A 25,804-nucleotide genomic window follows, 5' to 3' on the forward strand; every position below is an offset into this window, starting at 1 on the left:
GATTCTCCAGGGCGATCAACGCAGCAACGGGCGCAGCAGTTCGCGGGCAATGATGTGCCGCTGGATTTCCGAGGTGCCCTCCCAGATCCGCTCGATGCGGGCGTTGCGCCAGATGCGTTCGACCGGCCCTTCGTCCATCAGGCCCATGCCGCCAAAAATCTGCACGGCTTCGTCGGCGACCTTGCCCAACACTTCGCTGGCGAACAATTTGGCCATGCCCGCTTCGCCATCGGTCATGTTGCCTTGGTCCATCTTCCAGGCGGTGTGCAGGGTGAGCAGTTCGGCGGCGCGGATCTGCGTGGCCATGTCGGCCAGCTTGAACGACACGCCCTGGTAGCTGCCGATGGGTTGGCCAAACTGCTTGCGGTCGGCAGCCCACTGCAGGGAGGCGTCGAGTGCGCGCTGGGCTTGGCCGACGCAGTTGGCGGCGACCATCACGCGGCCGGCGGTAAGCCAGGCGTTGGCCACTTCCCAGCCCTTGCCGACCTCGCCCAGCACCTTGCTGGCCGGTACCCGGCAGTCGTCGAAGAACAGCTCGTAGGTGTGATAACCCCGGTTGCTCACGCACTTGGGCCCGCGGCGGATGGTCATGCCGGGGGTATCCCGGTCGACCAGCAAGGCGGTGACCGCATTGCGCTTGCGCCCGTTGTGCTCGTAGGTGTCGGTGACCGCGAAGACGATGGCGAAGTCGGCATGGCCGGCGTGGCTGATGAAGTGCTTGCTGCCGTTGATCACGTAGTCGTCGCCCTGGCGTGCGGCACGGGTCTTGATGGCGTTGGCGTCAGAGCCGGCGCCGGGTTCGGTCAGGGCGAAGCAATCGGTCTTTTCACCCTGCACGCACGGCAGCAGGTAATCGGTGATCTGTTGGTCCTTGCAGGCCATGAGAATTTTCGAGGGGCGCGCGACGAACACGTGCAGTGCCCAGGAAACCTTGGACAGCTCGCGCTCGATCAGTGCCTGGGACAGGTAGTCGAGGCCACCGCCGCCGACTTCCTCGGGCATGTTGAAGGCGTAGAACCCGGCGGCGATGGCCTTGCCGCGGATCTGCGCGGCAAGCTCCGGCGACACGGCGTCGGCGCGGTCCACCGCCTCTTCATGGGGCAGCAGTTCCTTGGCCACGAAGCTGCGTACCGCTTCCACCAACATTTCTTGTTCTTGGGTCAGTTGGAAATTCATCTGCGAAGGTCCTGGAGGGGGAACGGGTTATTGGCCAACGAAGTGTGGCGGGCGGCGTTGCACCGAGGCCTTGAGCGCCTCGGCGCCGTCCTGGCTACGCCCGCACAGCAAGCCGGCCTGGCGCTCGGCCTCGAGCTGCTCGGCCAGGGTGCGTTGCGCGCCCTCGCGGATCAGCCGCTTGGTCTGCGCGTAGGCGAAGGTCGGGCCGTTGGCCAGGCGGCCGGCCAGTTCGGCAGCCACTGCAGGCAATTGCTCGTCGGCGCAGACCTCGCTCACCAGCCCCGCCGCCAACGCGCGGTCGGCGCCCCACAGTTCATCGAGGAACAACAGCCGTTTGGCTTGCTCGCTGCCGATCAGCCGCGGCAGGTGCCAGCTGGCGCCGGCGTCGGGGCTGTAGGCCATGCTGGTGTAACCGGCCTTGAAACGGGCCGAGGCGGCGGCGATGCGCAGGTCGCAGCACAGGCTCAGGTCCATGCCGCCGCCGACGGCGGTGCCATTGATGGCGGCGAGGGTGGGTTTGTCGAGGGTGTGCAGGCGCAGCATCAGGGCGTGGGCGGTCTCGGTCCAGCCGTAGCTTTCCAGCGCGCCCCGGGCTTCGGCTTCGGCCCACTCGGCAAGGTCGGCACCAGCGCAGAAGCTGCGCCCGCTGCCGGTCAGCACCACCACGCGTACAGCCGGGTCGCTGTTGCAGGTGTCCAGCAGGGCATGCAGTTGCTTGAGGGTGGGGATGTCCAGCGCGTTGCGCTGTTCGGGGCGGTTGAGGGTGATCCAGGCAACGCCGGCTTCGACCTTGCTCAACAGCGACGATGACGGGGTAGTCATGGGGGGCCTCTCGGTATTGTTGTTAGGGGTGGAGGGCTTGACGAGCTGATACTAAACGAGTGTTCAACAAGGTGGAGTGGGTTGTTACAACTTTGCACAACTCGGGTTTTTGCGGTGAGCTGTGAGATAGCGGGGGGCTGCTTTGCAGCCCTTTCGCGGCGCGAGGCCGCTCCTACAGACGACCGCGTTCTGTTGGAGGAGCGGCCCCGGCAGACCCAAGCCCTACCCCACACTCGGCGCCAAGGCCCCCTGGCGCCGACGGTTCACCACGAAATACGCCGCATAGCACAGGGCAATGAAGCCAAAGCCCCAATACAACGACGGCCGCTGGGTCTCATCCATGGCTAGGAACACGAACAGCGAGCAGCACAAGGTGATGCACAGCAGCGGCACCAGCGGATACAGCGGCGCCTTGTACTTGAGGTCCTGCAGCTGCCCACCATCGCGCAGAAACGCCTTGCGGAACCGGTACTGCGCCAGGGCGATGACGATCCAGGTCACCGTGCCAGACATGCCACTCACCGCCATCAGCACCATGAACAAGGTGTCGGCGGCGATGAAGCTGGTCATCAGCGACACCAGGGCAAAGCACAGGGTGATGCTCAGGGCACGCAGCGGCACCCCGCGTTTGCTCAACGGCGACAGGCTTCTGGGCGCCATGCCCGTCTTCGACATCGCCCAGAGAATGCGTGTGGAGGCATACAGCCCGGAGTTGCCCACCGACAGGATGGCGGTGAGGATGACGAAGTTCATCAGGTCGGCCGCATAAGGAATGCCGACCATGTCGAATACCTGCACGAACGGGCTTTCCATCAAGCCGGCCTGCTCGTAGGGCACGATGGCTGACAGCACGGCAATCGCCAGCACGTAGAAGATCAGCACGCGGAACACCACGTTGCGCACGGCGCGGGGGATGCTCTTTTCCGGGTGCTCGGTCTCGCCGGCCGCCACGCCCATGATTTCGCAGCCCTGGAAGGCATACACCACGGTCATCATCACCGCGAACACCGCCGACAGCCCGTGGGGGAACACCGACTCGCCCATCAGGTTGTTCAGCATCGGCGCCGGCGCCCCGCTGTTCAGCGGGATGGCGCCAAAGATCACCAGCAGGCCGATCACGATGAAGCCGAGGATGGTCGCCACCTTGATCCCCGAGAACCAGTACTCCGCCTCGCCAAAGGCCCGCGTGGCCAAGGCATTGAGGCCGAACAGCACGACCACGAACAACGCCGACCAGTACCAGATCGGCACCTCGGGGAACCAGCGGGTCATCAACATGCCTGCAGCGGTGAACTCCAGGCCCACGGTGGTGGCCCAGCTCATCCAGTACACCCAGCCGATCATGAAGCCGGTGGCCGGGCCGATGAACTTGGTGGCGTGAGCCTGGAACGAACCGGAGACCGGCATCTGCACCGACAGCTCGCCCAGGCAGACCATCACCAGGTACATCAACAGCCCCGCCACCAGATAGGCCAGGATCGCGCCCATCGGCCCGCCATGGTTGATGGTCACGCCCGAGCCCATGAACAGACCGGTGCCGATCACACCGCCCAGCGACAGCATGAAGATGTGCCGGCTTTTCAGCGCGCGGGTGAGCTGGATCTTGCCTTCGTGAGTGTCAGTCATGGCGCATCCCCCCGTTGCTGGGGGTGCGTGGCAACGCGGGCGCGCCGCTTACAAGCGTTGGTTCAAGGAGGGGCTGAGCGCTACGGCATGTCATTATTGTTATCTCCAATAAGCCTCATGGACCGCGTGCAACACGGTTGCCATCGATTATTGGAAACGGATGTAAGGTGCCGTTGTACGAACCGCTCGAAGATGTAAAAAGTCGTAAGTTTTTTGTACGTCAGCGCTGGGTCAGCTGTTGCAGGGTCGTGCGGGCCTGTTCCAGCTGGGCTGTCAGCGGCTCGCCGAGCGCCAGCAGCGCCTGCGCGTCGTGACGCTGCGCTGCCGCCTCAAGGCGGCGCAACAGCGCAGCCAGGCCGGCAAAACCCAGGGAATCGCAACTGCCCGCCAGGCGGTGCGCAAGGTGCAACACCTCTGTGCAGTCCATGGCCTGCAGGGCATCGGCCAACGCGGTAGCGTGTTGCTCGAGCGACTGGCGCAACACCGCCAGCAGGTCCTGAAGCTTCTGCTCACCGAGCAAGCTGCGGTGGGTTTGCAGCAGCGACCAGTCCATGCCCGCGCCATCGGCAGGCGCAGCCAGCTCGGCAGGCGCCGCCTCGGCCAGGGCCTGGCGCAGCTGGCCCAGCCGCAGCGGCTTGGCCAGTACCCCCTGCATGCCGGCGGCCAGGTAACCGGGCACCTGCGCTGGCTGCACCCCGGCGGTCAGCGCCAGGATGCGGCTGTCACGGTTTGGCCCTGGGGTAGCGCGGATACGCCGGCACAACTCCACCCCGTTCATGCCGGGCAAGTGCACGTCCAGCAGGATCAGGCCGAACCGCCGCTGGGCACAGGCTTGCAGGGCTTGCTCGGCGTCCTCGGCAAAGCACACCCGGTGGCCATCGCGGGCCAGCAAGCCGCCCACCACCTCGCGGTTCAGCGCCACGTCCTCGACCACCAGGATATCCAGGCTGGCCGAGGCTACGTGAGCGTGCTCACGGGCGACGGCAGGCTGCCCACGCGCCATGTCGAGCTCGAACCAGAAGCAACTGCCCTGCCCTGGCACGCTGTCCAGGCCTATGCACCCGCCCAGCTTTTGCACCAGGTGCTTGCAGATCGCCAGGCCCAGGCCGGTGCCCCCGTAACGCCGGGCCACGGCTTCGCTGGCCTGGATGAAGCGGTCGAAGATCTTCGCCTGCATGGCCGGTTCGATGCCGATGCCATTGTCACTGACCGACACCCGCAGCCGCTGCCCGCGTTCATCGCTGGCCAGCACCTGCACCCTCAGCGTGACCTGGCCGTGCTCGGTGAACTTGATGGCGTTGGCCAGCAGGTTGCTCAGCACCTGGCGCAGGTACTGCTCGGCGCCGTGCTGGTGCTCGGCCAGCTGCCCGTCGATCGCCACGTGCAGCGTATCGCCGCGCTCCAGGGCCATGGGTTCGAGCAATGCCAGCACCTCCCCGCACAGCTGGCGCAGCGAGAAAACCAGCGTTTCGGCGTGGCTTTCACCCTCTTCCAGGCGGGCAAAGCAAAGCACCTCGTCAAGAATGGCCAGCAGCCCCTCGCCGGCCTTGTACAGGGCCTCCAGGCGTTGCCGGTCGGTAGCGTCGAGCCGGGCCCCACGCAGTAGTTCGGCCATGCCCAGAATGCCGTTGAGCGGCGTGCGCAACTCATGGCTCATGGTCGCCAGAAAGCGCGACTTTGCCAGGTTGGCGGCTTCAGCCTCGTCCTTGGCCCGGGCCAGGCTCGCCGTGCGCCGCTCGACCATGGCCTGCAGCTCATCGCGCTTGCCCTGCAGCGCCAGGCGGTCGAGCTCGCGGCGCTCGATGTCGCTGAGGATGGCCCGGCGCATATCGTCCAGCGCATGGGCCACGGTGTCGATTTCGTCCGGGCGCGCCGAGCGGCGCCGGTCCAGGCGCAGCGGCTGCTGCCAATGCCCGGCACCGATGCGCCGGGCAAACTCGGCCATCACTTGCAAATGGCGCGTCACCAGGCGGTAGAACAACCCCGACAGCGCGACGGCCAGGCCACATAGGAAAACGCCCATCCACAGCAGGCTGGCCAGGCCTGTGGCATACAGCCGCCGGTGCACCGCGCCCAGGTCGATGCTGACCTCCAGTTCGCCAAGGTGCCGCGCGGGCCCCGAGGGCGGCTGGTAATCCAGGGGGAAGCGCTCGATGCGCAGGGGCCCCTTGGGCTCGGCATCACCGCGCAACAGGGTGAAGTCATCGCTGACCAGGCGTACCCGGGCCACATCGGAAAAGTCCACCAGGCCACGCAACTGCACATCCAGTTGCGCTTCGTCGAGGTCCCACAGGCTGCGCTCGAGGCTTGCCAGGTAACCGGCGCGGATCAACGCCATGCGCGCTTCGATATCGCGCATCTCACGGCGGTATTCGAAGTACAACTGCACAGAGCTGGCCAGCACGGTGAAGCACAGGCTGAACAGCAGGATGAACAGCAGCAGGCGCCGCAGCAGGCCATCGGTGCGCAGGCGGATCATCGCGCGTCCGCCGGCAGGTCGATCATGTCGCGGTAGGTCACTTCGCTCTGCTCCAGCCAACGGTCGATCTCGCCGGCTTCGCGCATGCGCTGCAGTTGACGGTCGATCTCGTCCATGTGCTGGCTCAACGGTGATTGCCGCGACACCGCAACGCGCAGGTAGTCCACGCTCAGGGCGGCGGGCAAGGCGCGGATGTCTTCGGCGCCGGGCAGGTGCTCGATGAACAGCTCCCCGGTGCGCCGCTCCTGAATCACGAAGTCGATGCGCCCACGGATCAGCTTGCCGAAGTTCTGCTGGCTGGACGAGACCCGCTCGATGTTCTGGTGACGGGCGACGAAACGGTCGAATTCGGCGCCATAGCTTTCACCGTAGAGCAACCCGCCACGGTACCGGGCCAGGTCTTCCAGGTGCTCGAACTGCACGGGTCGACGGCGGTTGTAAAACACCGCCACTTCCTCACGGATCACCGGCACCGAAGAAAACCGCATGCCTTGGTCACGTTGGTCGCTGTCGTAGGCCAGCACCACATCCACCCGCCCGGCGGCAACGTCCATCAGGCAACGCTTCCAGTTGCCCAGCACCATGGTCTGCACGTCTCGGCCCATCCGCGCGAACAACTCACGAACCACCGTTGGCGCCAGGCCGCGCACCTGGTGGCCGTCGCTCCAGGAAATCGGCGGGTATACCGGGTAGTCGCAGTAGCGCACCGGCTCGGCCGCTGCGGCCTGCACGCCTGGCAGCAGCAAGGCCAGGGCGAGCAGGCTGCCAGGGGTGTTCACGCCGCCACGCTGGCAGTGAACAGGTAACCGGTGCCATGGATGGTGATGATCAACTGCGGCTCGGCCGGGTCGTCGTGCAGCTTGCGGCGCAGGCGGCCGACCAGCACGTCGATGGAACGGTCGTTGGGCATCCACTCACGGTTGCGAATCTGGTCCATCAGCTGGTCGCGGCTCAAGGTATGGCCACTGTTGCGCAGGAACACGCTGAGCAACTGGAACTCGCCGTGGGTCAGCAAGGTTTGCCCGCCACGGGGGTCGATCAGGCGCCGGCGGTCAGTGTCCAGCGCCCAGTCGGCAAACTGCTTCAGCGATTGTGCGCAGGCGGGGGTTGGGTGCACCTCGCGGGCATGGCGCACGCGGCGAATCAGGTTTTTGGCGCGCGAAACCAGCTCACGGGGGTTGAGCGGTTTCATGATGTAGTCGTCGGCGCCGCACTCCAGGCCGACGATTCGGTCGATGTCGTCGTTGCGCCCGGTGATGAGGATGATGCCGACCTCCGAGCGCACCCGCAGCTCGCGGGTCAGGGTCAGGCCGTCCTTGCCGGGCAAGCGGATGTCCAGCAGCACCAGGTCGACGTCGTGGCTGCCAAGCAGCGCCTCGGCCTTTTCGGCGGTGTCGGCACAGTGCACGTCGTAGCCTTCCTGGGACAGATAGGCCTGCAGCAAGTCACGAATAAGCGGATCGTCATCGACGATCAATACCCGAGGCATCATTGCGTGTCGTCTCTTTTTTTATTGGTTTGGTCTACACACTCGCGACAGCAGCGTACTCGTTACTGAACGGGCGATCAACAGCCCTCGGGCAGGCGGAAGCGTTGCCGCCCACCGGCCTGCAAGCCATCGACCCAGGCCTCGCAGATCTGCACACCCTGGGCCGGGGTGAAGGTGCCGGGGTTCAGGCCCGATTCGAGCCACAGGCCATCGAGCAAGGCGCTCAGGCTGATCGCCGCCAGGTCGGCGTCAAAGCCCTGCCAGCCCTCTTCCACGGCCAGCGTGGCAAGCAGCCGGCTCAGCTCGTTGCGGTATTCGCCATACGAGTGTTCATGCACCTGGTTGATCGCCTCGGCGGTCTTGACGGCGCCCCAGAACGCCAGCCAGGCATCGAGCAGCTGCGGGTCGAGCAGTTCGGCGCAGAACGAGGCGCGGAAGAACGCCGACAGCCGCTCGCGGGCCGTGGGCGCGGCCTGGGCCATGGCTTCGCGCAACAGGCCCATGACCCGCCCGGTGACCGCCATGTAGGCTTCGGCCACCAGTTCGTCCTTGCCGGCGTAATGGTGGCTGATCAGCCCCACCGACACCCCGGCCTCGGCGGAAATCTTGCGGATCGAGGCCCCCTGGAAACCATGGCGTTTGAGGCAGACCAAGGTCGCTTCGACCAGGTTGGCCTTGCGCAATTGCGGCAGCATGCGGTGGTAGCGGGCTTCCTGGCTCATCGGCGGTTCTCGGGCGGTTGACGGGGCTGAACGACTGTACAACAAGCCGAACGCCATGATAAACCCTGATGGCCACTGCCCGGCGGTTACCCTGTTGCCGGGCTCACCCACAACAACAAAAGCGGCTGCCATGAACGACCTGATCACACGCGAACTGGACCAGGGCCTGCTGACCCTGACCTTCAACCGCCCCGACAAGCTCAATGCCCTGAACATCGCCATGTACCGCCAGTTTGGCGACCTGCTGCTGGCGGCGGGTGAAGACCCGCAGGTGGAGGCGATCCTCATCACCGGCGGCGCGCACTGCTTCAGCGCCGGCAACGACCTACGCGATTTCCTCGACAACCCGCCCAGCGACAGGGACAGCCCGGTGTTCCGCCTGATGCGCATTGTCATGGGCCTGGAAAAGCCGCTGATCGCTGCGGTCAGTGGCGCGGCGATCGGCATCGGTGCCACCCTGCTGCTGCATTGCGACCAGGTACTGGTCAGCCGTTCGGTGAAGCTGCGCATGCCCTTTGCGCCGCTGGGGGTATGCCCGGAGTTTGGTTCCAGCCTGTTGCTGCCGCGTATGCTCGGGCATGCCCGCGCCGCCCGCTTGCTGATGGCCAACGAGCTGCTCGATGGCGAGCAGGCGGTGGCCTGGGGGTTGGCCAATGAGCTGCATGACGATGGCGAGCAGTGCCTGGCGGCTGCACGGCAACTGGCGCGGCGCCTGCAGGGTTATCCGCAGGAAGCGTTGCGGGTCAGCAAGCGCCTGCTCAAGGATGGGCTGCGTGAGGCGCTGGAGGCGACTGTGGAGCGGGAGAGCCAGTTGTTTATCGAGTGCTTGCGCACGCCGGAGGCCAGGGCGGCGTTGCGGGAGTTGGTCAGGGATTGAGGATCGGGCGCTGGTCTTGAAGTGCATGGCTTGGTTTTTCTGGCGCCTGTGAGATCGAGCGCCGCCCGCGCGGCGCTTCGCGGCGCAAGGCCGCTCCCACATCTGTTTCGGGCCAGTTATGCCTGAAGCATTGGCGCGCGGCCCCTTTGGTGCTCGCCTCGATATAGCGTCGTACAGACAAGGGGGCGCGCGCCTATATAACAGGACTCACTGGCCCGAAACCCTACCCCGTCACCACTGAGCTGGACACCCGCACAGGCGTGGCCGCCATCCTGCGCGCCAACGAAATTCAATAAGTTCCGTTACGGCAGGTGCCAAGCCACCCGGCAAGGGCATGCCATGACCCGTCCCAACCGTTATATGGAACCTCTGCGGCCCGGTGCGATAGTGCGGCGGCGCTACTGCGTCGAATAACAACAAGAGGTAAGTCCAATGTCCGTATCGAAACGCTCCGTCGAAGATGCGCCACTCAATGCGTTCCACCGCAAGCTGACGGTCTATTCCGCTGGCGGGCCGTTCCTCGACGGCTATGTGCTGAGCATCATCGGCGTGGCCATGCTGCAGATCACCAATGCCCTGCAACTGTCCGCCTTCTGGGAGGGGCTGATTGCTGCCTCGGCGCTGATCGGGGTGTTCCTTGGCGGGTTCCTGGGGGGGTGGTTTACCGACAAGTACGGGCGCAAGGTGCTGTACCTGGTCGACCTGATCGCCATTGTCGGGTTTTCGGTGGCGCAGTTCTGGGTGGAGTCGGCCTGGGCGCTGTTTGCCTGGCGGCTGTTGATCGGTATCGCGGTGGGCGCCGACTACCCCATCGCCACCTCGCTGCTGGCCGAGTTCCTGCCACGCAAGCAACGCGGGCCGCTGCTGGCCGCGATGGTGCTGATGTGGTTCGCCGGGGCCGCCACTGCCTACATGGTCGGCGAGCTGTTGCTGCGTGTCGGCGGCGATGATGGCTGGCGCTGGGTACTGGCCAGTGCGCTGGTGCCGGGTGCCTTGTTCCTGATTGCCCGTAGCGGCACGCCGGAATCACCACGCTGGCTGCTGAGCAAAGGCCGCATTGCCGAGGCGGATGCAGTGATCAAGCGGGTTTATGGCCCGGACTACTCCATCGCCGACCTGCCGGAGCAAGTCAGCGACAAACCCGTATCGGTGTGGTCGCTGTTCCACTCCGGCTACGGCAAGCGCATGGCCTTCGTCACGCTGTTCTGGACGTGCGCCATCGTGCCGCTGTTCGCCATCTACGCGTTCGCCCCGAAGGTGCTGCAGGCGCTGAAACTCACCGGTGACTGGGCGGCCTATGGCTCGATCGCCATCACCTTGCTGTTCACCCTGGGCTGCCTGGTGGCCACCAAACTGATCAACCGCCTGGGGCGGCGCAAGATGCTGATCCACAGCTTCCTCTGGTCGGGCATGTCGCTGTTGCTGCTGGGCCTGTTCCCCGATGCATCACCCACCACCGTGCTGGTGCTGTTTGGTGCCTACGCGGTGCTGATTGGCGGTGCTCAGGTGCTGGAATACGTCTACCCCAACGAACTGTTCCCCACCGAAATCCGCGCCTCCGCCGTGGGCCTGGCCACTTCGCTATCGCGTGTTGGCGCGGCCGTGGGTACCTACCTGGTGCCGATCTCGCTGGTGTCCTACGGCATTGCCAACACCATGTTCGCCGCCGCCTTGATCTCGCTGTTCGGTGCACTGATCTCGTGGTGGCTGGCGCCAGAGACCAGCAAGCTCGACCTGCAACAGGCCGCCGCGCTGGGCAGCACCAGTGCTGCACCGTCACCATCCCACAAAACTGTCGCTCGTAAAGCCTGAAGGAGCCCTTCCATGACTCAAGTACTTACCGTTGTACGCAATGCCGCTGCTTCGCCCTTGGGCGCACCCGCCCCTGCCCGCCTGCCGATCGGCGAACCGATTGCCCAGGCCGCCACGGCGCAGGAGCAGACCGATGAAGCGGTCGGCGCCAGCATCGGCGTCTGGGAAAGCAGCCCGGGGGTGTTCCGCCGCTACCTGAAAAACCGTGAGTTCAGCCACATCGTCAGCGGCAGTTGCACCTTCACCCCCGACGGCGGCGAGCCGGTCGAGCTGCGGGCGGGCGACGCGGTATTGTTCCCGGAGAACTGCGAAGGCGTGTGGGACATCCACGAGACCCTGCGCAAGACTTACGTATTGTTCTAGGCGTGAGACAGTTGGGATCGAGACTCAGGCGTTTGGCTGGTTTTGACAGTGCATCTGACTAAGATTTTGGGGCCGCTTTGCGGCCCCAAAAAAGCTTGAGCAACACCCTACAACTCCGGGTCCAGCCCTACCTTGTCCCCATGCCAATCGAACCGCTCCACCTCGTGGCGCCGCTTGCGGAAGCTGTACGGCGTCTCGCCATACTGCTTGCGGAACCACAAGATGAAGTGCGACGCATCGGAAAACCCGCACGCCAGGGCGATAGTGGTGATGTTCTGGCTGGTATTCACCAGCAACCGCCGCGCATGGTCCAGGCGCAGCTTGCGCCAATAGTTGGCCGGTGGTTCCTGGGTGTTGGCGACGAACTCGCGGTGCAACTGGCGAGGGTGGGTGCCCACCGCCTCGGCCACGGCCTTGAGCGTCATCGATGCATCCAGGTTGGCGCGCATGAAGGCAATGGCGCGCTGCACGCGGTCGTTCTGGTACACCGAATCACTGGCGGCCTGGCCTTCTTGCTGGTCGGCGCGCTCGTCCACCAGCAGGTACTCCAGCCCTTTCTGCGCCCGCACCGCACCGCAATGCCTGCGGATCAGGTTGGCCGCCAGGTCGATCGCCGTGCCGCCCGGGCAGGTGATGATGCCACGGTCATCCACATAGCTCTTGTCGATCACTGCGGTGGACAGCGGGAAGCGCTCCTTGAACTCGTCGCGCAAGGTGAAATGCAACGCGCAACGCCGGCCATCGAGCAGGCCTGCCTTGCCCAGCACGAACGACGCCGAACACAGGGCAATGATCGGGATGTTCGCGGCATGCACCTCACGCAGCGCATCGAGCAGCCAGCCTGGCGGGTTGCGCGTTTCGCTCAACAGCCCGCCCGCCAGCACGATGTAGTCGTACTGGGCAAACAAGTTCAGCGGCTTGGTTGGCGAAATGGGCATGCCACAGCTGGCGGTGATCGGTTGGTCGTCGAGGGTCATCCAGTCCCATTGGCAGTACACCTGCTGGCTGCGGAACGACTTGTCGGCGGCGAAGCGCAGCGAGTCGACCAGCCCGGCGACGGGCACCAAGGTGAACTGATTGAGAAGGAGGAAACCGACCCGCAGTTCAGGCTTGATCTGCGAGACGGTTTCGGCGGCCTGCGGTTGTTGTAGGTATTGTTCGGCGACCATGGACGCTGCTCTCATCACATCCGAAGTGAATGCCATTCTAAGCGTACACCGGCGTCCGCCCTATCATATTCAGCACTATAAATAGAAGATCTCAGACAAGGCAGGACGCTACGGTTGACTGCCGAGATGCCCCGCCAAGGCCTCGCTCTTTCTTACTCTGACAAGGGTGCCAGTCCCTCGCTGAGCGAACGCCTACTTCCTATCAATTGTCATGACTGTAATATCGCCCCCCGGCCGCGCTGAGCATCATGTATGCACAAGACAAACATGCTCAGAGGCACCCCTCATGTACCGTGGATTCTGGTATGCCCAGGCGCTGGACCTGGACAACGACCTCGCCCCTGCCCTGCAGGACTCGATTCAAGCCGACGTGTGTATCGTCGGCGGCGGCTTCCTTGGGCTGTGGTCGGCTATCCGCCTGAAGCAGGCCCACCCAGAACAGACCATTGTCATCGTCGAGCGTGACCGCTGTGGCTCGGGTGCCAGCGGACGCAACGGCGGCGTTGCCACCAACTGGTGGGGCAAGTACCTGTCGGTGCGCACCATCTGCGGCGACGCCGAAGCCAGGCGCATCTGCGAGGCCGCCGAATCGGCCATCGACGAAATCGGCAGCTTCTGCCAGGAACACGGCATCGAGGCCCAGTACCGCAAGGACGGCTGGCTGTGGACTGCCACCAACCCGCGCCAGATGAATTCGTGGCGAGTGCTGACCGACGGCCTGCAGAAGCTCGACGTCAACCCCTTCCAGGAACTGGACCGCCAGACCATTCGCGGGCGGGTCGGCTCGCCGCTGGTGCTGGGCGGCATCTACGACCCCAACGCCGCCACCGTGCAGCCCGCCATGCTCGCCCGTGGCCTGCGTCGGGTGGCGCTGAAGCTGGGCGTGCAGATATTCGAGAAGTCACCGTTCACCCACCTGCAGCGCGGCGCCAGCCCCGTGGTGCACACCGCCAAGGGCCAGGTAAAAGCCAAACAGGTGGTACTGGCTCTCAACGCCTGGGGCGCGCAGTTCCCGGAGCTGCGCCGGATGATCGCGATCATGTCCAGCGACATGGTGGCGACGGCACCGGTCAAGGCCAAGCTCGATGCCATCGGCTTCAGTGGCGGCGAATGCATGACCGACTCGCGCACCGTACTCAACTACTGGCGCAACACCCCCGACGGGCGCGTGGTGTTCGGCAAGCCACTGGGCCAGTTCGCCTACGCCGGGCGCATTGGCAACCTGTATGAAAAACCCTCACCGGCGGCCGACAAGGTCGCAGCCGAACTGCGCCGCCTGTACCCACAACTGCAAGATGTGCCGGTGGTCAGCAGCTGGACCGGCCCCATCGACCGGGCCATGAAGGGTTTGCCGAACTTCGGCTACCTCGACCACCACCAGAACATCAGCTACGGCATTGGTTTTTCCGGCAACGGCGTGGCGACCACCGTGTTTGCCAGCCGCATCATCAAGTCGCTGGTCGAACACGCCAATGACGAATGGGCCAACTGTGGCCTGGTCAACCAGAAGATGAAAATGCTGCCGCCAGAGCCGTTGCGCTTCTTTGGCGCGCACTTGGTGCGTGACGCCCTGGTACGCAAGGAAACCCTCGAAGACCATGATCAGGATGCCGGTTTCGTCACCCGCCGCCTGGTGGCCATGGCCCCGGCCGGCTACGTGCCAGCCCAGAAAAAGTAAGGAACGGACCGTGAGCGAACATATCGTACTGCTCGACGACGAGGGCCTGGCGCCCTCCACCCGCCTCAAGCGCCCCGACTGCGCGCACACCTGGCAGCAGTTTGCCTACACCTGCCCCGAGCAGATGCTCGACCACCTGCAGGACGCGACCATCGCCTTCACCTGCAGCGTGCCGCTGCGTGAGGAACACCTGCGCCAGTTGCCGAAGCTGAAGATGATCTCGCTGGCCCTCACTGGCCGCGATATCGTCGACGTCGATTACTGCGACGCCCATGGCATCGAGGTCGCCAGCGTGCCGGGCTATGCCGCCAACACCGTGGCCGAGCACAGCCTGGCGATGATCCTCGAACTGTTCCGCCGCCCGGCCGCGTTCACCCGGCTGATGCGCCAGGTGCATGCCGGCGAAAAACCGTACCAGAACATCTACTTCAACCACCGCATCCGCGATGTGCGCGACAAGCAGTTGGCGATCATCGGCAGCGGCCCGATCGCCCTGCGCCTGGCGCACCTGGCGCGAGCCTTCGGCATGCAGGTGCTGTTCGAAGACCGCGGCGGCAAGCGCCAGGGCCCGGACTGCCGGCCGCTGGCCGAATTGCTGCGCAGCTGCGACGTGCTGTCGATCAACTGCCCACTGACGCCGGCCACCTACAACCTGATCGATGCCGCGCAGTTGGCGCTGATGAAGTCTGATGCCGTGGTGGTCAATACCGGCCGTGGCGGCGTGGTCAACGAGGCTGCGCTGATCCAGGCGCTGCAGGCAGGCCGCCTGGGCGGCGTGGCACTGGATGTGGTCGAGCAGGAGCCGCTGCACCCAAGCAACCCGCTGTTCCAGCTGATCGACCGCGACGACTTCTTGCTCAACCCGCACATCGCCTGGAGCAGTGAAGATGCCATGCAGCAGTTGATGGACAGCGCCGTGGACAACATCAGCGCTTTCGTCGCCCGCCAAGCCAACGCAAAAAGGATCCGAAGCGCATGACCCTGGTCACCAAGAGCAACTATGTCGATGGCGCCTTCGTCGCGCTGGACAGCAGCAATGATGTGCTGGAAAACCGCAACCCGTCCAACCCCAGCGAGGTGGTCGAGCGTTTCGTGCGGGCCGACCAGGCGCTGACCGAGCGGGCCCTGCTGGCTGCCCGCCGCGCCGCGCCCGCCTGGGCCCGCAGCAACCCGCAGCAACGCGCCGACGCACTGGACTTCATTGGCACAGAAATACTTGCCCGCCGCGAAGAACTGGCCACGCTGCTGGCCCGCGAGGAAGGCAAGGTGCTGCGTGAGGCACTGGGCGAAGTCGACCGGGCCGGCCGTTCGTTCAAGTTCTACGCCCAGGAAGCCGTGCGCGCCGAAGGCGAAAAGTACCCATCGGTGCGCCAGGACGTGGGCATCGATGTGTTCACCCAGCCACTGGGCGTGGTCGCCATCATCGCCCCGTGGAACTTCCCGATCGCCATCCCGGCGTGGAAGATCGCCCCGGCGCTGTGTTTCGGTAACTGCGTGGTGTTCAAGCCGGCCGAACGGGTGCCCTCCTCGGCCTGGGCGCTGGCCGAGATCATCTCGCGGGCCGGCTTGCCCGGCGGGGTGTTCAACCTGCTGATCGGGCCAGGGCGCAGCGTGGGCGACACCCTGATCCGCTCGCCGCTGGTCGATGGCATCAGCTTCACAGGTTCCGAGCACACCGGCCGGCAGATCGCCAGGCTGGCCGCCGAAGGCATGAAGAAAGTGCAACTGGAGATGGGGGGCAAAAACCCGTTGATCGTGCTGGACGATGCGGACCTTGAACAGGCAGTGGAGGTGGCACTGAACGGCTCGTTCTACAGCACCGGCCAGCGCTGCACGGCCAGTTCTCGGGTCATCGTCACCGAAGGTATTCATGACGCCTTCGTGGCGCGCCTGGCGGAGCGCACCCGCGCGCTGAAGGTGGGCGATGCGTTGCAAGCGGCTACCGACATCGGCCCCGTGGTCGATAGCCGGCAGTTGGAGCAGAACCTGTCGTACGTGGCCTCTGGCCTTGAGCAGGGCGCGAAGCTGGTGTGTGGTGGGGAGCGTATCGACAACCAGGCCGGGGCCTACCTGTTCACCCCCGCCCTGTTCACCGAGGTCACGCCGCAGATGCGCATCTACCGCGAGGAGATCTTCGGGCCGGTGCTGAGTGTGCTCAAGGTGAGTGATTACGACGCGGCGTTTGCGGCTGCCGAGGACACTGCATTTGGCCTTTCAGCCGGGATCGTGACCACTTCGCTGCGCCACGCCGAGCATTTCAAACGGCACAGTTCAGCGGGGATGGTGATGGTCAACCTGCCCACGGCGGGGGTGGATTATCACGTGCCGTTTGGCGGCAACGGCGCTTCGAGCCTGGGCTCGCGGGAGCAAGGGACCCATGCGCGGCAGTTTTTTACCCGGGTGAAGACCACTTACCAATTGGCGTAAGCGGCGCTTGGTGGCGCCATGCGGCGGCAACCCAGGAATTGAACTACTCGCACGTTGAGGCGCTCTTAAACACTGAGTGGTTTATTTCCTTGGGCTTCACGCTACTGGAGAATACGCTATGCGCCACCTATTCCTCGCCCCCGCGCTGCTGCTCCTGCTGCCTGCCGGTGCTGCCTTGGCCCGCGTCGACGCGGGCGACGTGGCCACCTCGGCCGGTGTTTCCGCTTCGTTGTATTCGACCTTCAAGGACGACAAACGGATCATCCCGGCCCGTGACGAGCTGTCTGCGTTCGTCGCCAGCGGTGGTGCGATCCGCGGCGCCTATGTGGAGTCGGCGCTGGAACAGGCGCGCAAGGACCATCCCGGCCTGCAGGCCAATGATGAAGAACTGGCCCGGGCCATACTCTCGCAGGACGACCCTGTCGCCGACCATTGATCACCCCGCCTCAAGCAAACCCGCACCTACCCTTTTAGCAGCATGAGCAGGTGCGGGTTTGTGCGTCAAAGATTCCGACAGGACTCGCAGCCGGCTGAAGGGGTGATAGGCTTCCAGCAACAATAACAATTGCCGCCGAGTGAGCCGATGAACATCCTCTACGACGAGCGGGTCGATGGGGCGCTGCCTGCCGTGGACCTGCCCGCCCTGCTGCAGGCCCTGCATCAAGCGTTGCCGGACCTGGCGATTCTGCACCGCGCGGAAGACCTCAAACCCTATGAATGCGACGGCCTCTCGGCCTACCGCACAGTGCCGCTGCTGGTGGTGCTGCCCGAGCGTCTGGAGCAAGTGCAGACCTTGCTGCAACTGTGCCACCAGCGCGGTGTGCCGGTGGTGGCGCGCGGTGCCGGCACCGGTCTCTCTGGCGGCGCCTTGCCACTTGCCAAAGGCATTCTGCTGGTGATGGCGCGCTTCAATCGCATTCTCGAAATCAACGCCCAGGGCCGCTTCGCCCGTGTTCAGCCCGGGGTACGCAACCTGGCCATCTCCCAGGCTGCGGCGCCCCATGGCCTGTACTACGCCCCCGATCCCTCATCACAGATTGCCTGCACCATAGGCGGCAATGTGGCGGAAAATGCCGGCGGCGTGCATTGTCTGAAGTACGGTTTGACCGTGCACAACCTGCTCAAAGTGGAGATGCTCACGGTCGAGGGCGAACGCCTGACGCTCGGCAGCGACGCCCTCGACAGCCCCGGTTTCGACCTGCTGGCCCTGTTCACCGGCTCCGAAGGCATGCTCGGCATCATCACCGAGGTGACCGTCAAGCTGCTGCCCAAACCCCAGGTGGCGCGGGTGCTGCTGGCCAGTTTCGACTGCGTGGAGGATGCAGGCAGGGCCGTGGCCGAGATCATCGCAGCCGGGATCATCCCTGGCGGGCTGGAGATGATGGACAACCTGGCGATTCGCGCCGCCGAGGACTTCATCCACGCCGGCTACCCGGTGGACGCGGCGGCGATCCTGCTGTGCGAGCTTGATGGTGTCGAGGCAGACGTGCATGACGACTGCCAGCGGGTCGCAGCGGTGCTGACCCAGGCAGGCGCCCGCGAGGTGCGGCTGGCCTGCGACGAGGCTGAACGCGCGCGCTTCTGGGCCGGGCGCAAGAACGCGTTCCCGGCGGTGGGGCGCATCTCGCCGGACTACTACTGCATGGACGGCACCATCCCCCGCCGCGAGCTGCCCCGGGTGCTCAAGGGCATCAGCGAACTCTCCGAGCAGTACGGCCTGCGTGTGGCCAACGTGTTTCATGCCGGCGACGGCAACATGCACCCGTTGATCCTGTTCGATGCCAACCGCCCAGGCGAACTGGAACGCGCCGAGGCCATCGGCGGCAAGATCCTCGAACTGTGCGTGGCCGTGGGCGGCAGCATCACCGGCGAGCACGGCGTCGGGCGAGAGAAGATCAACCAGATGTGCACGCAGTTCAACCGCGACGAAATCACCCTGTTCCACGCGGTCAAGGCCGCTTTCGATCCGCAGGGTTTGCTCAACCCGGGCAAGAACATCCCTACCCTGCACCGCTGCGCCGAGTTCGGCGCGCTGCACGTGCACCACGGGCAGCTGCCCTTCCCCGAGCTGGAGCGCTTCTGATGAGCAAGGACCGCGACATGAGCCAGGCCCTGCTGGACCAGGTCAACCAGGCACTGAGGCTGGGCACTGCGCTGCGTATCCAGGGCGGCAACAGCAAGGCCATGCTGGGCCGCCCGGTGACCGGGGAGCTCGTCGATACCCGCAACCATCGCGGCATCGTCAGCTATGACCCGACCGAGCTGGTGATTACCGCACGCGCTGGCACGCCGCTGCTGGAGATCGAGGCGGCGCTGCACGAAGCCGGCCAGATGCTGCCCTGCGAACCCCCACACCTGGGCGTCGAAGCCACCCTCGGCGGCGCAGTCGCTGCGGGCTTGTCCGGGCCACGGCGGCCATGGGCCGGGGCGGTGCGCGATTACGTGCTCGGCACTCGTGTCATCACCGGCCACGGCAAGCTGCTGCGCTTTGGGGGCGAGGTGATGAAGAATGTTGCGGGGTACGACGTTTCGCGGCTGATGGCCGGCAGTTTCGGGTGCCTTGGCCTGCTCACCGAGGTGTCGCTGAAGGTATTGCCGCAGCCGCGCCAATGCCTGAGCCTGTGCCTGCCGATGGGCCGCCAGCAGGCGCTCGCGGCACTGGCCGAATGGGGCCAGCAGCCGCTGCCGATCAGCGCCGCCTGCCATGACGGCGAGGCACTTTACCTGCGCCTGGAAGGCGGTGAAGGCTCGGTGCAGTCGGCACGCCAACGCCTGGGGGGCGACGAGCTCGACAGCGGGTTCTGGCACGACCTGCGCGAACAACGCCTGGCCTTTTTCGACGACCCGGCGCCGTTGTGGCGGTTGTCAGTGCCCATCGCCAGCGGGGCGCTGAACTTGCCTGGGCGCCAGCTCATCGACTGGGGCGGTGCGCAGCGCTGGCTGAAGTCGAGCGCATCGGCCCAGTCGCTTCGTGCCGCCGTCGCCCAGGTCGGCGGCCATGTCACCGGCTACGCGCCGGGTGAGGACAGCAGCGCACCACTGCCTGCGGCCCTATTGCGCTACCACCGGGCACTCAAGCAACAGCTCGACCCCCAGGGCATTTTCAACCCTGGCCGCCTGTACCCGGACTTATGAGGCCCTGCCATGCAAACCAATCTGAGCGAAGCCGCCAAACGCCTGGCCCGCGCCGAAGAGGCCGAAAGCATTCTGCGCAGCTGTGTGCACTGTGGGTTCTGTACGGCCACCTGCCCCACCTACCAGTTGCTCGGCGACGAACTGGACGGGCCACGCGGGCGCATCTACCTGATCAAGCAGGTGCTCGAAGGCGCGCCGGTCACCACCAGCACGCAACTGCACCTGGACCGCTGCCTGAGCTGCCGTAACTGCGAAACCACCTGCCCTTCCGGCGTGAAGTACCACGACTTGCTGGACATTGGCCGCGCCGTGGTCGAACAACAAGTACCGCGCCCGCTTGGCCAGCGCCTGCTGCGCCAGGCCCTACGGGCCGTGGTGCCGCGCCCCGCACTGTTCAAGGCCCTGAGCTTCACCGGCCAGGCGCTGCGCCCGCTGTTGCCGGCGATACTTAAAAGCAAGTTGCCGGCCCAAGTCGCCGCACCCGGACAAAGACCGGCGCCGCGCCATGCGCGCCGGGTGCTGTTGCTCGAAGGGTGCGTGCAGCCTGCACTGTCGCCCAATACCAACGCCGCCGCCGCACGCCTGCTGGACCGCCTCGGCATCAGCGTCGAACCGATCCGCGAGGCCGGTTGCTGTGGCGCGGTGGATTACCACCTCAACGCCCAGGCCCAGGGTTTGCAGCGCGCCCGGCGCAATATCGACGCTTGGTGGCCGGCCATCGAGGCAGGTGCCGAAGCCATCGTGCAGACGGCAAGCGGCTGCGGCGCGTTTGTGCGCGATTATGCCCACCTGCTGGAGAAGGACACGCAGTACGCCGCCAAGGCTGCACGGGTCAGCGCCCTGTCCCGTGACCTGGTGGAAGTGCTGCGTGAAGAGCCGGTCGAGCAACTTGGCCTGTGCGCCGAACAACGCGTGGCCTTCCATTGCCCCTGCACCCTGCAACACGCCCTCAAGCTCAGCGGAGCAGTGGAAAGCCTGCTGACACGGCTGGGCTTCACCCTCACCGCGGTGCCGGACGGTCATTTGTGCTGCGGCTCGGCCGGGACCTACTCGCTGACCCAACCTGAGCTGTCACGGCAATTGCGCGACAACCGCCTCGACGCCTTGGAAAGCGGCATGCCGTCTATCATCGTCACCGCCAACATTGGCTGCCAAACCCACCTCGACGGGGCCGGGCGCACACCAGTAAGGCACTGGATCGAAGTCGTCGATGCAGCCTTGAGCCCGGAGTACAACCAGGCATAGCAAGCCCGTGATCGGCCAGGCACACGTCGCCCACATGTTCGACGACGGCGGCCTCTGCTCGAAAATCGCCATGACGCACATGCCGTAACCCCATCTCGTCCCACCTGTAGACCTGGTAAATTTGCCAGTTGCCTGGGAAATGCCACCCCCTTACTAATGGGCAGCCGCACATTTTCCCTAAGCAGGAGCACCTCACCATGGCAAAGCTTACTCTTACACAGTACCTCAATTACCTTGGCACTGAGACTCGCACGATGGGGTGGGGTGCACTTCTGATTTATGACCGTGCCAAGACAAACGCGTTGCTGGCACAGGAGTACATAGAGCGCTTCGATAAAAATCAGTACTTTCCGCCGTTCAACGACTCCGAAGAAACCGATCAGAACGCCTGGTCCGACATGCAAGACTTCATCCTCGACAGACCTCGCCTTTCGTTCACCAATTCCAACATCGCCAGCTCACGTGCGCGTTTGAGCATGAAAGTTGTCGGCGGTAAATACGTCACCCTGGTCAAGCCCATCGGCACCCGACTAATGGATATTACCAGTATCGCGCTGATGGACCCGCTGAACGCCCCCTCGCTGCACATGGACATCCGCCTTGAAGAAAGCAATGGAGGCACTATCACCGACGAGGGACGCGTGCTCCTCGACTTGTCCAGGGGTGAAAGCTACACCTTCCATCTTTCCAGTTCGGAAGACCGCAATAGAAAACTGGGGTTGGCACTGGAACAAGAATTTCGCAGTTGGGATGATTCGCGAAAGGTTTTTGAACTCAGCCGTATCGTGGCGGGCGACGATGACCTGCAGCCCCACTCATTCGCGGTTAGAACCCACTCCGCAGCGCGTGCGGGCAGCGCATCCGTCAGCCAGGAAGACGATCAGGAAGAAGGCGCCGTATTGATTGGCGTCGCGCTAAAGGGCATGAGCAATGGCATGTTCCCGATCAATGACAAGGACATGCCCTACTTGCTGCCGCTGGTAGGCCCAAACGAAGAACCCTATTCAATGAACATCCTGCTGTCCAATCAGCAGTGGATAGCGATCTCCTTGGGCCAGGCACTGCAGCGCCTGGAGGCCTGCCGGGCTATTGTCCTCAATTACCCTACGACCCCGACCGGTAAGATAACAGGGGTCGCCGCCAGGACCGGTGAAATCATGCCGGAAACCTTTTGTTATAACCTCCCAACGGAGTTTGTGTGGTACAGGGGGCCGCGCGCTTACTCACTGTACAGATATGAGGTCCTACCTGCGTCGATTGACATTGGCGGTGCCATTGAATTCAAGGTTATCGATGACGCCATCCATCTCATGTGGCAAAGCTCCAATACAGTCCGCCACGTGAAATTCTATGTCGAAGATAGAAATGGTGACGTCTCAAAAACTTACCCGGCCACTGTAGACACCCACTTTAGCGTCAAGTACGCGTTTGTCATCCTCACAGAAGGCCCGGACAAAGGGAAACTCAGATTAGAACAAGTGGGCGAACTTGAAGACCACTTCACCATGGCCATAGAACGTGCAACCGGTGAATTTGATGTACTCAATCAGTTCCACCGCGGTATAGCCGCAGCTTGGCACAGTGCAATGCTCGAAACATTCAACCGGTTTGTAGCTGTCATCACAGGTGCCGAAGTGACAATCAATGCCATGTACCTCAACCACTTGCTGTTCCGCAGCCAACAAGCTGCCGAACCGCGCAGCGTGTATACCCCCTGTGACCTGACCTTGCTGGGCACCTTGGCACCTGACCGCTTGCATTTCGCAATCTCACCGTTGGAACCGGTCATCGCAGCGGGCGGCGTTCAGCCCTTCTCGATCACGCCCAGCGACGCGCAAGTCAAATGGTCTGTCGACAACTTGCCGGGTGAAACGGGTGACAAAGGCGCAATCGGTGAGGACGATGGGCTCTACATCGCGCCCCCTGCAAGTAGCTTTGAAGGCGAAACCTCGCGCCGCATCCTGATCACGGCTCGCGATGGCGACAAGTTCAGCCAGGCGCTGGTCAGCATTACGGTCAGCGATATCTCTGTTTACCCCCACCTGCAGGTGGCGCAGTTCGGCGGCGCACGTTATGTGCTGGTAGGCGGAGACGGTAATGGACAGGAACTGGATTGGGAAATGGCGCCCGGTGGCAAGGGTACCCTGCGTCGTCCTGACCCTGAAGGTTTAGATTCTGATCTGGACATCCCGGAGGGCCAGGATGTCTGCATCTACGTCAGCCCGGACCGTGACCCTTCTGGTGGAAAGGGGGATGTGAAGCAAGCGCTACATCTGGATCAGGTTGTGGCACGAAATGTTTCCGGGAACGCACGGACCATTGACCTGTTGGTCCCCTGGAGCAATCCCAATGCATGGTTCGAGGTGGAAGCACATCCCGAGGGTGTAAAACTGTCAATGTGGGTGGACGCATTTGAAGGCGCTGAAGAGATCCTACCGGAAAATGCCTTCTGGTACCTGGTCAAGGGGAGCGGACAACTGAACCAGAACATCTACATACCCTCTGAGTCATCAAACGATTATGCAATCATCGCTGCAGTCGAGAACTCCAGCCGATTGACGTATGCCTACATCGTGCTGCCTCTGCCCTTTATCGCGCTGCGTAAGTTCATTGCATTGCGCCACGCCGGGGATAGCGGCAAGGACAAGTGACCAAGCCCTTAGCGCGATCTGCAACTGATCCAGGCCTGGATCTAGGTGCACCAAAAGGCAGGCTACAGCGCACAGATGGAGCCTGCCCATTGGCCAACTCGGACCTTTCTTACAAGCTATTCGGAATCGGCTTACTTGTGGCTTTCCGCCAGTAAAAACATGATCAGCATTCTCGATCCAGAGGAGGCTGCGCATGCACCCACAGACCCGCACCACCGCCGAACTACGCAGCGCCCTGCGTGAATTGATCGCCCACGAAATAAGCAACCCGGACGATGACCCGCACCTGTCGGGGGTGCTGTTTTTCTGCGCCACCGACGAGCGCACCCGTGAGTTGATCGAACGCATCGAGCTGCTGGCCAGCGAGGTCTTCTTCGACGCCAGTGGGCGTGCCATTACCCACAGAATGCAGGCTGTTGCGGTTGACGGGGTGCGTATCAAGCAGAAGTACAAGGCGCCAACCGATGAGACGGTAATACGCATAGCACTGTCCGACATGGGCTACATCACCGTGAGCGCGGCACGCTTGTAAAGCGCCACATTCGCACTGTGCGATGAATTGCGATCCGCTATCCTCAGCATTCCCCTGCTCCGGACCGTTTCATGGAACTGCACATCCGCCTGGAAGGCCGCAAAGGCCTGGCCGACCAGCTCTACCAGCAACTGCGCGCGGGCATCGACAGCGGCCACCTGGCCGCTGGCACCCAACTGCCACCCACCCGTCTGCTCGCCGAACAACTGGGCGTGTCACGCAAGACCGTTGCCGAGGCCTACTCGCGGCTGACCTACGACAATCTGCTCAGTGGCGTGGTCGGCCGTGGCTCCTTCATTACCCCGCAACTGCCTGTGCGCACCAACGAAGTGGCCGCTATTCCACTGGCGGGTGCCGCATCCCTCGAACGCTGGCAACAACGCGCTACCGTGCTGGGCAGGCGGCAATTGCAAGCACCGTCGCGCTATGACTTCGTCGGCGGCACCTCGAGCAAGGCGCAGTTCCCCTTCGACCAGTGGCGCAGCTGCCTCAACTACGCCCTGCGCCGCAGCCAGCGCCATCCAGAGCGGCAGTTCACTGCCCAGGGCCTGCCCGAACTGCGCGAAGCCATCGCCCACCACATCGCCTACGCCCGCGGCGTGCACTGCAGCGCCGCGGACGTGCTGGTGTGCAATGGTGCGCAACAGGCGCTCGACCTGATCGCCCGGGTGCTGATCGAACCCGGTTGCCCGGTGGCCATGGAAGACCCCGGTTACCCGCCCGCACGGCAACTGTTTCTGGCCTTGGGCGCACGCCTGCAGTCAGTAGCGGTGGATGATGAAGGGATGTGCGTCGAACAGATCGCCGATGGCACACGGCTGATCTACGTGACCCCTTCGCACCAGTTCCCATTGGGTATGCCGATGAGCGAACCGCGCAGGCGGGCCTTGTTGGCACGCGCCGCCGAGCTTGGCGCATTGATCATCGAGGACGACTACGACTGCGAATTCCGCTACCAAGGGCCGGCCGCCGACGCCCTGCAGCGCCTTGACCAACATGGCCTGGTCGCCTACGTCGGGACCTTCTCCAAGACCCTGTTGCAGGAGTTGCGCCTGGGCTATGCGGTGCTGCCACCCGCCGTGCTGCAGGCCGCCTGCGTGGCCAAGCACCTCAGCGACTGGCACAGCCCGACCCTGCTGCAATGGGCCCTGGCCCGCTTCTTCAGCGATACTCTATAGTTAACAGCGAAAACCTTGTACTCTAGAGCTGCATGTGTACAGCCAGAAGATAGATATCTTAAAGTGGCTGAGCATCAAATAGCTCGCCAAAACCTGACCATGGCATGACTCAAATGCCACCAACTTGGTTAGCTCAAGTGATTCATCAACCGAGAGAAATTAAACACTGGGTGCGGGCATCACGAACTGTGAGACTTCTGACTGTATAAGGCAGCCCTACTGGAGTAACGTATGAGTACTAAAGTCGCGGGGCTTTGGGCGGAAACTTCAAATTGCAGAGTAGTTTCTGAATAAGGCGACCTGATATGCAATCGACGAGCATATAGTTTTTTGTTGCTACCGAAATTTTGATTTAATAAAGGTCAGGTGCGGCATGCACCATAACCATTCGTTAGATCACCATTACCCTCTCTAAGCGCTCTT

At 63.8% G+C, this 25,804-nt stretch carries 20 protein-coding genes and 1 pseudogene; 13 read left to right on the top strand and 8 right to left on the bottom strand.

Translation table 11 applies throughout. The annotated features are described in order from the left end of the window. Positions 1 to 15: 15 nt before the first annotated feature. The 7 genes from PC358_RS08225 to PC358_RS08255 form a co-directional block, all read right to left on the bottom strand. Positions 16 to 1,176 carry an acyl-CoA dehydrogenase family protein gene (locus PC358_RS08225; RefSeq protein ID WP_033698774.1) on the bottom strand — a complete coding sequence of 387 codons (1,161 nt, stop codon included), beginning with the start codon at positions 1,174 to 1,176 and terminating at the stop codon, positions 16 to 18. 27 nt (positions 1,177 to 1,203) lie between these two features. Beyond that, entirely contained in the window at positions 1,204 to 1,998 is a 795-nt protein-coding gene (locus tag PC358_RS08230) for an enoyl-CoA hydratase/isomerase family protein (RefSeq protein WP_033698775.1), read from the bottom strand. A 222-nt stretch (positions 1,999 to 2,220) separates the two neighbouring features. Beyond that, positions 2,221 to 3,624 (bottom strand): amino acid permease, encoded by a 1,404-nt coding sequence (locus PC358_RS08235; protein WP_033698777.1) that lies wholly within the window; start codon positions 3,622 to 3,624, stop codon positions 2,221 to 2,223. A 220-nt stretch (positions 3,625 to 3,844) separates the two neighbouring features. Beyond that, on the bottom strand, positions 3,845 to 6,103 hold the full coding sequence (locus tag PC358_RS08240; RefSeq protein ID WP_033698778.1) for a hybrid sensor histidine kinase/response regulator: 2,259 nt from the start codon (positions 6,101 to 6,103) through the stop codon (positions 3,845 to 3,847). Further along, positions 6,100 to 6,882: a substrate-binding periplasmic protein gene (locus tag PC358_RS08245; protein WP_033698779.1), complete on the bottom strand. Its 783-nt coding sequence runs from the start codon at positions 6,880 to 6,882 to the stop codon at positions 6,100 to 6,102. The genes PC358_RS08240 and PC358_RS08245 overlap by 4 nt, the downstream gene beginning before the upstream one ends. Beyond that, on the bottom strand, positions 6,879 to 7,595 hold the full coding sequence (locus PC358_RS08250; protein WP_033698781.1) for a response regulator: 717 nt from the start codon (positions 7,593 to 7,595) through the stop codon (positions 6,879 to 6,881). The genes PC358_RS08245 and PC358_RS08250 overlap by 4 nt, the downstream gene beginning before the upstream one ends. Positions 7,596 to 7,669: 74 nt before the next feature. Next, positions 7,670 to 8,314 (bottom strand): TetR family transcriptional regulator C-terminal domain-containing protein, encoded by a 645-nt coding sequence (locus tag PC358_RS08255; RefSeq protein WP_033698782.1) that lies wholly within the window; start codon positions 8,312 to 8,314, stop codon positions 7,670 to 7,672. Positions 8,315 to 8,444: 130 nt separating this feature from the next. On the opposite strand from PC358_RS08255, the gene PC358_RS08260 reads away from it, so the two are divergent. From PC358_RS08260 to PC358_RS08270, 3 genes are all read left to right on the top strand, one after another. Next, positions 8,445 to 9,191 (top strand): enoyl-CoA hydratase, encoded by a 747-nt coding sequence (locus PC358_RS08260; RefSeq protein WP_033698783.1) that lies wholly within the window; start codon positions 8,445 to 8,447, stop codon positions 9,189 to 9,191. Between the two features lie 432 nt (positions 9,192 to 9,623). Next, positions 9,624 to 11,003 carry an MFS transporter gene (locus tag PC358_RS08265; protein WP_033698784.1) on the top strand — a complete coding sequence of 460 codons (1,380 nt, stop codon included), beginning with the start codon at positions 9,624 to 9,626 and terminating at the stop codon, positions 11,001 to 11,003. A 12-nt stretch (positions 11,004 to 11,015) separates the two neighbouring features. Beyond that, positions 11,016 to 11,366, top strand: a complete 351-nt coding sequence (locus tag PC358_RS08270) for a cupin domain-containing protein (RefSeq protein WP_033698785.1) — start codon at positions 11,016 to 11,018, stop codon at positions 11,364 to 11,366. A 107-nt stretch (positions 11,367 to 11,473) separates the two neighbouring features. Here PC358_RS08270 and PC358_RS08275 read toward each other — a convergent pair whose 3' ends face one another. Continuing rightward, a complete protein-coding gene (locus PC358_RS08275; RefSeq protein WP_033698786.1) occupies positions 11,474 to 12,535 on the bottom strand; it encodes a GlxA family transcriptional regulator in 1,062 nt (353 codons plus the stop codon). Between the two features lie 286 nt (positions 12,536 to 12,821). On the opposite strand from PC358_RS08275, the gene PC358_RS08280 reads away from it, so the two are divergent. From PC358_RS08280 to pdxR, 10 genes and pseudogenes are all read left to right on the top strand, one after another. Next, entirely contained in the window at positions 12,822 to 14,213 is a 1,392-nt protein-coding gene (locus tag PC358_RS08280) for an NAD(P)/FAD-dependent oxidoreductase (protein ID WP_033698788.1), read from the top strand. Positions 14,214 to 14,223: 10 nt separating this feature from the next. Beyond that, complete coding sequence (locus tag PC358_RS08285) at positions 14,224 to 15,192, top strand: NAD(P)-dependent oxidoreductase (protein WP_033698790.1); 969 nt, start codon at positions 14,224 to 14,226, stop codon at positions 15,190 to 15,192. Further along, the gene (locus PC358_RS08290; RefSeq protein ID WP_033698792.1) at positions 15,189 to 16,640 is read left to right on the top strand and encodes an aldehyde dehydrogenase family protein; all 1,452 of its coding nucleotides are present in this window, start codon (positions 15,189 to 15,191) and stop codon (positions 16,638 to 16,640) included. The genes PC358_RS08285 and PC358_RS08290 overlap by 4 nt, the downstream gene beginning before the upstream one ends. A gap of 118 nt (positions 16,641 to 16,758) precedes the next feature. Beyond that, the gene (locus PC358_RS08295; protein ID WP_012271811.1) at positions 16,759 to 17,076 is read left to right on the top strand and encodes a DUF2388 domain-containing protein; all 318 of its coding nucleotides are present in this window, start codon (positions 16,759 to 16,761) and stop codon (positions 17,074 to 17,076) included. Between the two features lie 147 nt (positions 17,077 to 17,223). Then, the gene (gene glcD / locus PC358_RS08300; protein WP_033698794.1) at positions 17,224 to 18,723 is read left to right on the top strand and encodes a glycolate oxidase subunit GlcD; all 1,500 of its coding nucleotides are present in this window, start codon (positions 17,224 to 17,226) and stop codon (positions 18,721 to 18,723) included. Further along, complete coding sequence (gene glcE / locus PC358_RS08305) at positions 18,723 to 19,775, top strand: glycolate oxidase subunit GlcE (protein ID WP_033698795.1); 1,053 nt, start codon at positions 18,723 to 18,725, stop codon at positions 19,773 to 19,775. Before glcD ends, glcE begins: the two co-directional genes overlap by 1 nt. 9 nt (positions 19,776 to 19,784) lie before the next feature. After that, complete coding sequence (gene glcF / locus PC358_RS08310; protein WP_033698797.1) at positions 19,785 to 21,020, top strand: glycolate oxidase subunit GlcF; 1,236 nt, start codon at positions 19,785 to 19,787, stop codon at positions 21,018 to 21,020. A gap of 197 nt (positions 21,021 to 21,217) precedes the next feature. Next, the gene (locus PC358_RS08315; RefSeq protein WP_033698798.1) at positions 21,218 to 23,671 is read left to right on the top strand and encodes a hypothetical protein; all 2,454 of its coding nucleotides are present in this window, start codon (positions 21,218 to 21,220) and stop codon (positions 23,669 to 23,671) included. Positions 23,672 to 23,864: 193 nt separating this feature from the next. Next, positions 23,865 to 24,203, top strand: coding sequence for a hypothetical protein (locus PC358_RS08320; RefSeq protein WP_033698799.1), 339 nt, complete (start codon positions 23,865 to 23,867; stop codon positions 24,201 to 24,203). 71 nt (positions 24,204 to 24,274) lie between these two features. Next, a pseudogene (gene pdxR, locus PC358_RS08325) lies at positions 24,275 to 25,372 on the top strand (MocR-like pyridoxine biosynthesis transcription factor PdxR); the annotation flags it as partial. Positions 25,373 to 25,804 lie beyond the last annotated feature (432 nt).

This window comes from Pseudomonas capeferrum (assembly GCF_000731675.1).
GTDB lineage: Bacteria > Pseudomonadota > Gammaproteobacteria > Pseudomonadales > Pseudomonadaceae > Aquipseudomonas > Aquipseudomonas capeferrum.